The following is a 13,276-nucleotide window of genomic DNA, read 5'->3' as shown; positions in this document are numbered from 1 at the left end:
CACCGCTGAGCGGGACGCGGCGCGACCCGGTAGGAATTCCCACGCGGAGCGTGGGAACGATCAAGATCAAAGGATTCACCGTGAACAAGGATATTCTCGAACTCGACGGCGTCATCGGCGGCGGGCAAGTGCTGCGGACGGCACTGAGCCTGTCGATGATCACCGGCACACCGTTTCGCATCATCAACATTCGCGCCAGGCGTAGTCGCCCGGGCCTGCTGCGTCAGCACCTGACCGCCGTGCTGGCCGCTGCCGAAATCAGCGGTGCCGAGGTTGAGGGCGCCGAGCTGCATGCCACCAGCCTGGTGTTTCGCCCCGGCCCGATCCGCGGCGGAGACTACCGTTTCGCCATCGGCTCGGCGGGTAGCTGCACCCTGGTGCTGCAAACCGTTCTGCCGGCCTTGCTGCAGGCCGCCGAGCCAAGCCGCGTGCAGATCAGCGGCGGCACCCACAACCCGGCCGCGCCGCCGTTCGACTTCCTCGACCGGGCCTGGCTGCCGCTGCTACGGCGTATGGGTGGCCGGGTCGAGTTGCAGCTGCATCGCCATGGCTTCGTGCCGGCCGGTGGCGGCGCGCTGGAAGCGTTCATCCAGCCGTCGCCGCTGATGCCCCTGCACCTGACCGAGCGGGGCGAGGTGCTCGAACAACGTGCCGACGTGCTGCTGGCCGGCATTCCCGGCCACGTGGGCGAGCGCGAGCTGGCCCGCGTCGGCAAGCGCCTGCAATGGCCGGACGCCGACCTGCACTGCACCTGGCTGGACCAGGAGCACGGCCCAGGCAACATCCTGACCCTCACGGTGGCCTGCGAGCAGCTCACCGAGCAGTTCTGCGCCTTCGGCCAGAACGGCGTTCGCGCCGAGGCGGTGGCCGACCGCGCCGTCGAACCGCTGCGACAGTGGCTGACCAGCGGCGCAGCGGTGGCCGAGCACCTGGCCGACCAGTTGCTGCTACCGATGGCGCTGGCCGGCAGCGGCAGCTTCACCACAACGCATCTGAGCGAGCATCTGCAGAGCAATATCCAGGTGATCGAAGCCTTCTGCCCGGTGGCGGTTCATTGCACGCCGACGGGCAAGGTATTGCGGGTTGAAGTTGTAAGCCGGGCTTGAGACCTGATCGCGATCGTTGTGCACTGGCGAACACGTATCTCACGGATCGGCGGCAAGAGCGGCCACTCAAACCAACCTGTGGGAGCCCCGACCTCGGGGCGAAACGATTGCAGCCTGACTGCCTATCGGCGGTGCCTGACTCATTCGCCGCGAGGTCGCGGCTCCCACAAAAACGGGCCAAGTTCTCAGAGCCTGTTCAAAGTCTTATCTGCGCATGAAGCGGCAACTACAAGGCAGAAGCAGACACTCAAACCAATCTGTGGGAGCCCCGACCTCGGGGCGAAACGATTGCAGCCTGACTGCCTATTTCGGCGGTGCCTGAGCGATTCGCCGCGAGGTCGCGGCCACAATGGATCGGATAACGGCCGCTCCCGCCGCTTTGCAGTCATCGAAACGAAAGGAATTCGAAAACGCCCAAAAAACGCAGCCATAAAAAAACGGAGCCCTGAGGCTCCGTTTTCTACAACAGCGCTTACTGCGCCAGCTTCTTGTGCCGTACCCGGTGCGGCTGGGCAGCGGCGTCACCGAGGCGTTTCTTGCGGTCGGCTTCGTACTCGGTGTAGTTGCCTTCGAAGAACAGCACGCCGTCGTCCTCGTAGGAGAGGATGTGGGTCGCCACGCGGTCCAGGAACCAGCGATCGTGAGAGATCACGATAGCGGCGCCGGGGAAGTCCAGCAGCGCGTCTTCCAGCGAGCGCAGGGTTTCCACGTCGAGGTCGTTGGACGGTTCGTCGAGCAGCAGGACGTTGGCGCCCTCCTTCAGGGTCAGGGCCAGGTGCAGGCGGCCACGTTCACCACCGGAAAGGTCCTTGACGAACTTCTGCTGGTCGGCGCCCTTGAAGTTGAAGCGGCCCACGTAACCGCGGGACGGGACTTCGTAGTTGCCGATCTTGATCATGTCCAGGCCGTCGGACACCGCTTCCCAGACGGTCTTGCTGCCGTCCAGGTCTTCGCGGCTCTGGTCGACGCAGGCCAGCTGTACGGTTTCACCGATCTCGATGCTGCCCGAATCCGGCTGTTCCTTGCCCATCAGCATGCGGAACAGGGTCGACTTACCCGCACCGTTACCACCGATCACGCCGACGATGGCACCCTTGGGTACGCTGAACGACAGGTCTTCGACCAGTACGCGGTCACCGTAGCCCTTGGTGACGTTCTTGAACTCGATGACCTTGTCACCCAGACGCGCGCCGGCCGGGATGTAAATCTCGTTGGTCTCGGCGCGTTTCTGGAATTCCTGGGACTGCATTTCCTCGAAGCGTTGCAGACGAGCCTTGGATTTCGACTGGCGGGCCTTGGCGCCTTTGCGCACCCACTCCAGCTCTTCCTTCATGGCCTTCTCGTGGGCCGACTGCTGCTTGGATTCCTGGGCGAGACGGTCGGACTTCGCTTCCAGCCAGCCGGAATAGTTGCCTTCGTACGGAATGCCCGCGCCGCGGTCGAGTTCCAGGATCCAGCCGGCGACGTTGTCGAGGAAGTAACGGTCGTGGGTGATCGCCACCACGGTGCCCGGGAAGTCGTGCAGGAAGCGCTCCAGCCAGGCCACCGAGTCGGCGTCCAGATGGTTGGTCGGCTCGTCGAGCAGCAGCATGTCGGGGGCCGACAGCAGCAGGCGGCACAGCGCCACGCGGCGCTTCTCGCCACCGGAAAGGTGCTCGATCTTCGCATCCCAGGCTGGCAGGCGCAGGGCATCGGCGGCGACTTCCAGCTGACGCTCCAGGTTGTGGCCGTCGCTGGCCTGCAGAATGGCTTCCAGCTTGGCCTGCTCAGCGGCCAGCTTGTCGAAGTCGGCATCCGGCTCGGCGTAGGCGGCGTAGACTTCGTCGAGGCGCGCCTGGGCGTCCTTCACGACGCTGACGGCCTCCTCGACCACTTCGCGCACGGTCTTGGTCGGGTCCAGCTTCGGCTCCTGGGGCAGGTAGCCGACGTTGATGTCCGGCATCGGCCGGGCTTCACCGTCGAACTCCTTGTCCACGCCCGCCATGATACGCAGCAGGGTCGATTTACCGGCGCCGTTGAGGCCCAGCACACCGATCTTGGCGCCGGGGAAGAACGACAGGGAGATGTTCTTGAGGATCTCGCGCTTCGGCGGCACGACCTTGCTCAGCCGATGCATGGTGTAGACGTATTGAGCCAAAATTCAGACCTCACTAATAAATGGCGACGATGGCGCGCACCCTATGCCAAGACGCCGCCTCACGCAAACGGATAAATGCCGCGCCAGTTGGCGCGCCAGGCCGTACCGCACGCCCGGACATAATAGAGATGACCTGCCCGGATGACGGTACAGCGGTGACCGGGCATTTTCGGCGATCTGCCCGCGACTAGGAAGAGCCGGCGACGCATGACATTCGTCGCCTGGGCTGGCACTTCGCCACATTTGTGGCATGCTAGCCGCCCTGGGAAGCGGACGCCCTGAACACTCTTTCATCGCAGCGCCACCTGCCTACTCGACCCCGCCGTTGCAGGACGTCATCACGTGTCAGCCGCCGAAACCATTCGCCCTCAGCGCGATACCACGATCATTCCCATGCGTCGTTCCCTCAAGGGCGCGCTGGTCGTGCTGGTACTCGGGTTGCTGGTGCTGCTGTTCTGGCAACTGCAATTCGAGTTCCGCCAGCTGAAGGACGACCAGCGCGCTCTCAACCTGGCGGTCAGCGAACAACTGGCCAAGCAACTGAGCCTGAGCATGGCCTCGATGGCCAACGCCGGCTCAGCGGTGCTGCACGCCACCCGCGAGCCGCTGGATTCCGTCGACCAGCAGCAACGCTACCTGGACAACCTGCGCGTGGTTTTCCCGACCCTGCGGGACCTCGCCCATCTGGATGCCAGCGGGCAGCCGCGGCCGGGCAGCAGCCTGGCACAGGCCGAACAGGCGCTGCTCGCCGAGTTGATCGGCCGCAGCAGCAAGCACAGCTATTACTACGTATTCGACCCGATCGATGGCGGCCATCTCGACCTGCTGCTGCGCGTCGACGACGGCTACTGGGCGCTGCAACTCGATGCCAGCGCCCTTGGCGGCTGGCTGCTCAAGGCGCCCCAGCAAGACGTTTCCTGGCAACTCGAGGACGCCACCAACCAGCGGGTGATCGCCGACTCGCGCGGCGTCAGCGCCGAGGAGCGCAATTACCCGTCGGTCACCGCGGCCAACCAGGCGCAGACCATCGTGCTGCAGGACCTGCCGGGCTCCGACTGGCAACTGCGCGCGATGCTCGATGAAAGCAAGGTGCAGGCCCAGGTGCTGCCGGAGATGCTCGGCAAGATCCTGCTGTTCACCCTGTGCAGCCTGCTCACCCTGTTCGCCCTTTACCGCCTGGTGCGTGAACAGGGTCAGTTGCACGCCCTCAACGCCGCCTCGCGGCGTTCGCTGCATCAGGCCGCCAGCGCCTTGAGCGCCATCGAGGAGCGGGTGCTGGTCACCGACGCGACCGGCCGCCTGACCTACCTCAACCCCCAGGCCGAAGCGATGTTCGGCCTGACCACCCAGCACGCCCGCCAGTGGCACCTGCTCGAACTGCTGCCAGGCCTCGACCCGCTGCTGCTGCACGCCACGGCCTTTCACAGCGACCAGGGCCCGGACGTGGTGGAAATCCGCCAGAATGGCCAGACCCGCCTGTTCACCATCACCCGCAGCGACCTGCGCGACGCCTCCCGCCAGCTGGGTTTCGTCTGGGTGCTGCGCGACGTCACCGAGCAGCAGCAGGCCACCCGCGTGCTGCAGGAAACCCGTCGCCGCTACCAGGACATCTTCGACGGCACCGGCACGGCACTGTGCGTGCTCGACCTGGCCAGCCTCTATCACTTCCTGCGCGAGCAGGGCCTGAACAGCGGCGCCGAACTGAAACCCTGGCTGGACGCCAACCCGCAGCGCCATGGTGAGCTGCTGCAGCACATGCGCTTCACCGAAACCAACCAGATCGCCCTGCGCTTGCTCGGCGTGAGCACCACCGAACAGGCCTGGGAGCAGCTGATCGACCGCGGCGCGGTGCGCGCCGACGGCTTCCGCGCCCAGCTCAGCGCGGCCCTGCTCGATGGCGGCGGCCACCTGGAACTGGAAAGCCACATCGAAGGCGCCAACGGCATCACCCGCCACCTGTGGCTGGTGATGCGCCTGCCGGAAAGCCCCGAGGACCTGCACGCGGTCGCCCTGAGCATCAGCGATATCACCAGCCGCAAGCGCATGGAGCTGTCGCTGGTCGAACGCGAGCGTTTCTGGTCCGAGGTGGTGCGTGCGGTGCCGGACACCCTGTACGTCACCGACCTGCCCACCCGCACGCTGCTGTTCAGCAACCACGACTTCGCCAGCCGCCTGGGCTATGACGACAATTCCGTACGCGGCAAGGGCGACGACTGGTGGAAGCTGATCGTCCACCCCGACGACCACGACCTGCACCAGCGCGTGCGCAACCAGCAGCGCGTGCTGGGCAACGGCGTGCTGCTCGAGTCGCAGCTACGCGTGCGTCATCGTGACGGCTCCTGGCGCTGGTTCAGCATCACCGAGCAGGCCCTGGCGCGCGACGCCAATGGCTGGGTGAGCCGCCTGATCAGCGTGGCCAGGGATATCACCGAGCAGATCGCCCGCAACGAATCGCTGCGCGAGAACGAGCACCGCTACCGCATGCTCGCCGAAAGCATCAGCGATGTGATCTTCTCCACCGACAGCCAGTTGAACCTCAACTACGTCAGCCCCTCGGTGCAGACCGTGCTGGGCTATCCGCCGGCCTGGGTGCAGGCCCATGGCTTCGGCAGCCTGGCCACCAACCCACAGCAACTCGCCGCGGTGTACACCCTGCTCGAACGCATCCGTGGCGCCCTCGGCGTGCACCAACAAATGCACGAGCTGCGCCAGACCCTCACCCCGCAGCTGTTCATCCTCGACTTCCTGCGTGCCGACGGCCGCAAGATTCCCGTAGAACTGCGCCTGGTGCCGATGTGGGACGACAACGGCAAGTTCGAAGGCCTGCTCGGCGTGGGCCGCGACGTGGCCCAGCAGCGCCGTGCCGAGAAGGACCTGCGCATGGCCGCCACGGTGTTCGAGCACTCCACGGCGGCGATCCTGGTAACCGACCCGGCGGGCTACATAGTGCAGGTCAACAATGCCTTCAGCCGGGTCAGCGGCTACAGCGCCGAGCAGGTGCTCGACCAATTGCCAGGCATGCTCACCGCCGACAGCCAGCAGAGCACGCACCTGCATTACGTGCTCAACCAGTTGCACCAGCGCGGCACCTGGGAAGGCGAAATCTGGCTCAAGCGCCGCGACGGCGAAAACTTCCCGGCGTGGGTCGGCATTACCGCCGTGCACGACGAGGAAGGCGACCTGGTCAGCTACGTGTGCTTTTTCAGCGACATCAGCGAGCGCAAGGCCAGCGAGCAGCGCATCCATCGCCTGGCCTACTACGACGCCCTGACCCAGTTGCCTAACCGCACATTGTTCCAGGACCGCCTGCACACCGCCCTGCAGCACGCCGAGCGGCACCGCGAGTGGGTGGTGCTGATGTTCCTCGACCTCGACCGCTTCAAGCCGATCAACGATTCCCTCGGCCACGCCGCTGGCGACCGCATGCTCAAGGACGTGGCCGTGCGCCTGGCCGCCTGCGTGGGCGAAGACGACACCGTGGCGCGCATGGGCGGCGACGAGTTCACCCTGCTGCTGCACTCCAGCGCCAGCCGCGATGCGGCCCTGCACCGCGCCATCCACGTCGCCGAGCAGATTCTCGCCAGCCTGGCCCAGGCCTTCGTGCTCGAAGGCCGCGAGTTCTTCGTCACCGCCAGCATCGGCATCGCCCTCGGCCCGCAGGACGGCAACGAGCCGAGCCAGCTGATGAAGAACGCCGACACCGCCATGTACCACGCCAAGGAGCGCGGCAAGAACAACTTCCAGTTCTACCAGGCGGATATGAACGCCAGCGCCCTGGAGCGCCTGGAGCTCGAAGGCGACCTGCGCCACGCGCTGGAACAGGGCCAATTCCTGCTCCACTACCAGCCGCAGTTCTCCGGCAACGGCAAGCGCCTGACCGGCGTCGAGGCGCTGCTGCGCTGGCAACATCCCAAGCGCGGCCTGGTGGCGCCCGATGCGTTCATCCCGGTGCTCGAAGAACTCGGCCTGGTGGTGCAGGTCGGCGACTGGGTGCTGGCCGAGGCCTGCCGCCAGTTGAACATCTGGCACCACAACAAGATCCGCGTGCCCAAGGTGTCGGTGAACCTCTCGGCCCGTCAGTTCAGCGACGGCGACCTGCGCCAGCGCATCGAACGCATCCTGATCGACAGCCGCATCCCGGCTGCGTGCCTGGAGCTGGAGCTGACCGAAAGCATCCTCATGCAGGACGTCGGCGCCGCGCTACAGACCCTCACGGACCTCAAGAACCTGGGCCTGTGCATCGCCATCGACGACTTCGGCACCGGCTACTCGTCGCTCAACTACCTCAAGCAGTTCCCCATCGACGTGCTGAAGATCGACCGCAGCTTCGTCGACGGCCTGCCCCAGGGCGAGCAGGACGGGCAGATCGCCCGCGCCATCATCGCCATGGCCCACAGCCTGAACATGTCGGTGATCGCCGAGGGCGTTGAAACCCAGGAACAGCTCGACTTCCTGCGCACCCACGACTGCGACGAGGTGCAGGGCTACCTGCTGGGCCGGCCGATGCCCGCCCATCGCTTCGAGGCGCAGTTCTGCGGGCGCAGCCTGTTCATGCTCGAGTAAGCGCGGCGCGTCTTGAGCGCCACTTGTCCCGGTCATGATCACGCTTCATATGCCTGGCCAGCTCGGATGCGGTAGAATCCGCACCCTATTTCTTCCGCCCAGCTGACTTTCAGGGGATTGCCATGTTCAGCCGTGATTTGACCATTGCCAAGTACGACGCCGAGCTCTTCGAAGCCATGCAGCAAGAAGCTCTGCGCCAGGAAGAGCACATCGAGCTGATCGCCTCGGAAAACTACACCAGCCCAGCGGTGATGGAAGCTCAAGGCAGCGTGCTGACCAACAAATACGCCGAAGGCTACCCGGGCAAGCGCTACTACGGTGGCTGCGAGTACGTCGACGTGGTCGAGCAACTGGCCATCGACCGCGCCAAGGAACTGTTCGGCGCCGATTACGCCAACGTTCAGCCACACGCCGGTTCGCAAGCCAACGCCGCCGTCTACCTGGCCCTGCTGAGCGCCGGTGACACCATCCTGGGCATGAGCCTGGCCCACGGCGGCCACCTGACCCACGGCGCCAGCGTTTCCTCCTCCGGCAAGCTGTACAACGCCATCCAGTACGGCATCGACGCCAACGGCCTGATCGACTACGACGAAGTCGAGCGCCTGGCCGTCGAGCACAAGCCGAAGATGATCGTCGCCGGTTTCTCCGCCTATTCCCAGGTGCTGGACTTCCCGCGCTTCCGCGCCATCGCCGACAAGGTTGGTGCTTACCTGTTCGTCGACATGGCCCACGTGGCCGGCCTGGTTGCCGCTGGCGTGTACCCCAACCCGGTGCCGTTCGCCGACGTGGTCACCACCACCACCCACAAGACCCTGCGCGGCCCGCGTGGCGGCCTGATCCTCGCCCGCGCCAACGCCGACATCGAGAAGAAGCTGAACTCCGCCGTTTTCCCGGGTGCCCAGGGCGGCCCGCTGGAGCACGTCATCGCCGCCAAGGCAATCTGCTTCAAGGAAGCCCTGCAGCCCGAGTTCAAGGCTTACCAGCAGCAAGTGGTGAAGAACGCCCAGGCCATGGCCGAAGTGTTCATCGAGCGCGGCTTCGATGTGGTTTCCGGCGGTACCCAGAACCACCTGTTCCTGCTCTCGCTGATCAAGCAGGAAATCTCCGGTAAGGACGCCGACGCTGCTCTGGGCAAGGCCTACATCACCGTCAACAAGAACTCGGTCCCGAACGACCCGCGCTCGCCGTTCGTCACCTCGGGCCTGCGTTTCGGCACCCCGGCCGTCACCACCCGCGGTTTCAAGGAAACCGAGTGCCGCGAACTGGCCGGCTGGATCTGCGACATCCTCGCCGACCTGAACAACGAAGCGGTGATCGACGCCGTTCGCGAGAAGGTCAAGGCCATCTGCGCCAAGCTGCCGGTCTACGGCAAGTAAGCGTCAGCGCAGCAATGAGGAGCCCGGCTGATGCCGGGCTTTTTTATGCCTGCGGGAAAATGTGCTTGCGCCGCTCCCACAAAAGCAAATACGACACCCACTATCGCGTAGGAGCCCCGACCCGGGGCGAATGTCGGCCGCAACGAAAAAACCGCGCAATGGCGCGGCTTCTTCGGCGGGTCTTTCCAACGGGGTTGCGCGGCTAGGCCGCTTCCATCAACGCGATGCCGCGGCCGGTGCAACTGCCGCGGTGCAAGGCGAACCTGCGCCCAGGCCGGCGGTCATGCTTTCGACGTTGTTGAGCACGTCGTTGCCCTGATTGACGCGCTGAGCCTTCTCGGCGGCATCCATACGCTGGGCATAGGTCGTGGAGTTGCCCTGCATGCTCTGCTGGGTTTCCAGCACGGAGTTGGCGATGCTCAGCAGGCTGCGGCCCGTGGAGATCAGGCTGTCGGAGGTGCTCGGCGTGCACGGTGCGGCGCCATTGGCCACCTGGGAGCTGTGCAGCCCCTGGCTTTGCGTGTTCTGCGGCAGGCACCCGGCGAGTGTGGCCAGTACCGGGACAAAAAGCAGAGCCCCAAGCGTTCCTTTGATACTCATGTCTGTTCCCTCGATCACTGGGCTCCGGCCTGGTGCCGAAGCGATGGCGGGGATTCTAGGAAGCGTGCCTGCGCGGCGGAATAGTACGGGTGTGCTAGAGGCACTTTGTACCCCACGCGCGCCTTGCACCACCGAGCGGCGGCGGCCTATGGTGGGCGGATATCCGCGTTAGCGCACAGGGAAACCGTCATGCTGGCCACCGCATCTCCACAATACGATGTCGAACGCGCCCAGGCGGTGGTGCGCCTGATCATCGCGCCGATCGCCATCGGCTACACCCTGCTGATGCACCTGCGCTCGGCCATAGACCCCGCGCTGGCCGGTTGGATCCTGCTGCTCGAGTTCCTCTTCCTGGCCGCGTCCCTGGCCCTGTGGATCGACATCCGCCGGCGCCCCGGAAACCACCCGGTGCGCCGTGTGCTGACCATGCTCAGCGACTACACCTGCATCACCCTGACGATCGCTATCGGCGGCGAACCGATGCTGCCGGTGTACGCCATCCTGATCTGGGTCACCGTGGGCTACGGCCTGCGCTACGGCTCCAGCTACCTGCTGCTGGCAACCGTGCTGGCCACCCTGTCGCTGCTGATCATTGCCAGCATCTCGGCCTACTGGCAGTCGCAGCCTTACCTGATCGTCACCTTGCTGCTCACCACCCTGATGGTGCCGGCCTACATGCACGCTCTGCTCAAGCGCTCGCGCCTGGCGGCCGAGGCCGAGCAGGCCGCCAACCGCGCCAAGTCGCAATTCCTCGCCCAGGCCAGCCACGACCTGCGCCAGCCCATCCACTCCATCAGCCTGTTCACCGCCTGCCTGCGCGACAGCCGCCTGGACGGCGAGCAGCACCGTCTGGTGGAGAACATCGACAAGTCCCTGAACAGCGTTGCCCGGCTGTTCCGTACGATTCTGGACATGTACTCGCTGGACAGCGGCAAGGTCGTCGCGCACATGGAGCCCCTGCCCCTACAAGGCCTGCTGCGCCAGCTGATCCAGCAGAACCTTGAGGCGGCGCGCTGGGCCGGTGTGGAGATCCGCCTGCACTGCCCGGACGTGCATGTGCAGGCCGATCAGGGCCTGCTGACCACCATGCTGCAGAACCTGCTCTCCAACGCCCTCAAGTACGCCCCCGGCCAGCCCATGCTGATCGGCTGCCGTCAACGCGGTGCGCATCTCTCCATCGAGCTTTACGACAGGGGCCGCGGCATCGCCGAGGCCCACCTGGAAAACATCTTCGAGGAGTTCTACCGCGTGCGGCAGGCCCGCGACAGCGACGTGGAAGGCATGGGCCTGGGGCTGACCATCGTGCGCCGGCTGGGCAAGCTGATGAACCTGCAGGTGCGCATCCGCTCGGTGGAAGGCAAAGGCACCCTGGCGGCCATCGACGGCCTGCAACTGGTCAGTGCGCCCGCCCGGCAGGCGGCACCATCGGCCAGGCCACAGGCGCCAAGCATGCTCAACGGCCTGCGCGTATGCCTGATCGAGGATGACCACAACGTGCTGCTGGCCACCGCCACCCTGCTGAAGAAATGGGGCTGCGTGGTCGACACCTACACCTCACTGCCCGACGTGGCGGCAGATATCGACCTGGTGGTGACCGACTTCGACCTCGGCCTGGAAGCCTCCGGCGCCGACTGCATCGCCCACGTGCGGGCCCTCGCCGCCCGCCAGGTACCGGCCATCATCATGACCGGCCACGACGTGCGCCGCGTGCAGGAAGCAGTGGGCGACGACGCGATCCCGATTCTCTCCAAACCCGTGCAACCGGCCGAACTGCGCTCGTTGCTGGTGGCGCTGAAGCTCAAGGCCCAGGTGGCCTAAGCGGCCTAGGCTCCGTACGGAAAGTTGCCGAGCGAAGGTCAGGCAAGGCGAAATGGCTCGAAGAAGCGCAGTTTACGTGTTGTAAATGAGCATTCTGAGAGACATTTCAACGCAGCATCACCGAGCGCAGGCACTTTCCGTAGAGAGCCTAGCGCAGCCCGGCCTTGGCGCCCATCGCCGCTGCAGCCGCGCGGCTGCTCACATCCAGCGTACGCATCAGCGCTGACACATGGATGCGCACGGTAAAGGGCGAGATATCTAGCTCACGGGCAATCTCCTTGTTGGCCAGGCCGCGCACCAGCAGGCGTAGCACCTCCTGCTGCCGCGGCGTGAGCTGCTCCAGCAGGTGCCGCGCCTCGGCGAAGGCCGGCACCCCGGCCGGCCCCAGGGTCAGCACGAAATCGCCGTCGCGCACCGCCTGCAGCGCCTCGGCGATCTCGTCGGGCGGCGTCGCCTTGCCGATAAAGCCATCGGCACCGGCCGCCATTACCTCGTCGATCAACTCACGGTTGTCGACCATCGACACGATCACGATGGAGCTGCGCGTGAAGCGCTGCCGCAACGCGCCAATGGCCTCCGGCGATTGCCCGGGGAACAGCAGGTCGAGCATGAACAGGCTGGGCGGCACACCGGCAACGGCCAGGGCCAGCACCTCGTCCATGTCGCCGGCTTCGAGAATGCAGGCGCGGGGGAACACCCGCTGCGCGATGCGGCTCAGCCCCTCGCGGAACACCGGATGATCATCGGCGACGATGATGCGTTCTTGCGCGGATCGTTCGAGGTTGGGAGGCGTGTGGGTCATGGGCTCAGACTAAGGTCATCCACCCGCGCGTGCCAGCACTGGTTCACAGACTGAAGCGATGATGCGACGGAATGTTCGCCGCGAGCGCAGCGCCGACGGCACTGACGAATGCCCTCGGCGCCCGCTGCCAAGCCACGCTAATCCCACGCGTGGCTGGCAAGATTGCCGCGTTACCAGCCCATGTTGAAATGAATGCCCGGTCTGAAGCTGAAGCTCGGGTCGGCGACGATCAGTTCGTCCTTACCCTTCTCCCTGGCCACGCGCACGTTGAAGGATTGCGGTTCGACAATTTTCTCAAGCGAAGCACGGCTCGCCGCCTTGATGATCTCCGGGTTTTTGACCCACTCATCGACGCTGGCCGGGGCCACGGTGAAACTCACGGTCCAGGCACCGGAGAGCGCCGGCGGCAGGTCGCCCTCGGCCTCTTCGCCGATGACCTTGATGTCGCTGATCTGGTAGCTGTCCGTGTAGCAGAAGCCGGAGCGCTCGGCGTCGTACTCGGCTTGGCCCTTCTCGGTGAGCTGGTAGCCATCGGCGCCCTGCGCGATGAAACCGATGGTTTCGAACGGCCGGGTGATCGCCCCGTTTTTGCTGGCCATGTCGGGCGCAATCGGGAAGCTCTTGAACAGCGTCGAGGTGGCGCAGCCTTTGCGGGAAATGCTGTCGGCCAGCGTTTTGGAAATTTCCGACTCCGATGGCGCGCTTTGCCCACAAGCGGAGATAAGGGCGGACAGGGTGACGAGGGTTAGCAAGCGTTGCAAAGTTGGCATCCTTTTCGAGGGTAAGTGCAGTCGGCGCGGCGCCTGAAGGTAATCAGGCCCGCCGTGCCGATGCTTACAGACACCAACGCCGCGCAATCGTTGCCGAGATTTCC

Annotated in this window: 8 protein-coding genes; 4 read left to right on the top strand and 4 right to left on the bottom strand. The window is 65.3% G+C overall.

Translation table 11 applies throughout. The annotated features are described in order from the left end of the window. Positions 1-80: 80 nt before the first annotated feature. Positions 81-1,106 carry an RNA 3'-terminal phosphate cyclase gene (rtcA, locus tag BVH06_RS01885; RefSeq protein ID WP_075932989.1) on the top strand — a complete coding sequence of 342 codons (1,026 nt, stop codon included), beginning with the start codon at positions 81-83 and terminating at the stop codon, positions 1,104-1,106. A 472-nt stretch (positions 1,107-1,578) separates the two neighbouring features. On the opposite strand, the gene ettA is transcribed toward rtcA, so the two are convergent. Further along, positions 1,579-3,243 carry an energy-dependent translational throttle protein EttA gene (gene ettA / locus BVH06_RS01880; protein WP_075929266.1) on the bottom strand — a complete coding sequence of 555 codons (1,665 nt, stop codon included), beginning with the start codon at positions 3,241-3,243 and terminating at the stop codon, positions 1,579-1,581. A gap of 393 nt (positions 3,244-3,636) precedes the next feature. Here ettA and BVH06_RS01875 point away from each other — a divergent pair, with 393 nt between their 5' ends. Both BVH06_RS01875 and glyA read left to right on the top strand, forming a co-directional pair. Further along, positions 3,637-7,806: an EAL domain-containing protein gene (locus BVH06_RS01875; RefSeq protein WP_139315539.1), complete on the top strand. Its 4,170-nt coding sequence runs from the start codon at positions 3,637-3,639 to the stop codon at positions 7,804-7,806. Between the two features lie 122 nt (positions 7,807-7,928). Then, positions 7,929-9,182: a serine hydroxymethyltransferase gene (glyA, locus tag BVH06_RS01870; RefSeq protein ID WP_075929267.1), complete on the top strand. Its 1,254-nt coding sequence runs from the start codon at positions 7,929-7,931 to the stop codon at positions 9,180-9,182. A gap of 216 nt (positions 9,183-9,398) precedes the next feature. Here glyA and BVH06_RS01865 read toward each other — a convergent pair whose 3' ends face one another. Then, the gene (locus BVH06_RS01865) at positions 9,399-9,782 is read right to left on the bottom strand and encodes a hypothetical protein (protein ID WP_075929268.1); all 384 of its coding nucleotides are present in this window, start codon (positions 9,780-9,782) and stop codon (positions 9,399-9,401) included. Positions 9,783-9,971: 189 nt separating this feature from the next. Here BVH06_RS01865 and BVH06_RS01860 point away from each other — a divergent pair, with 189 nt between their 5' ends. Further along, a complete protein-coding gene (locus BVH06_RS01860) occupies positions 9,972-11,600 on the top strand; it encodes a hybrid sensor histidine kinase/response regulator (RefSeq protein ID WP_075932988.1) in 1,629 nt (542 codons plus the stop codon). Between the two features lie 148 nt (positions 11,601-11,748). On the opposite strand, the gene BVH06_RS01855 is transcribed toward BVH06_RS01860, so the two are convergent. Together BVH06_RS01855 and BVH06_RS01850 are read right to left on the bottom strand one after the other, a co-directional pair. Next, the gene (locus tag BVH06_RS01855) at positions 11,749-12,402 is read right to left on the bottom strand and encodes a response regulator transcription factor (protein ID WP_075932987.1); all 654 of its coding nucleotides are present in this window, start codon (positions 12,400-12,402) and stop codon (positions 11,749-11,751) included. Positions 12,403-12,572: 170 nt separating this feature from the next. Continuing rightward, a complete protein-coding gene (locus tag BVH06_RS01850; RefSeq protein ID WP_256575111.1) occupies positions 12,573-13,172 on the bottom strand; it encodes an acyltransferase in 600 nt (199 codons plus the stop codon). Positions 13,173-13,276: the final 104 nt, after the last annotated feature.

Source organism: Pseudomonas sp. PA27(2017) (genome assembly GCF_001945445.1).
Taxonomy (GTDB): Bacteria; Pseudomonadota; Gammaproteobacteria; order Pseudomonadales; family Pseudomonadaceae; genus Aquipseudomonas.
This window is presented reverse-complemented; position numbering and strand designations above follow the sequence as displayed.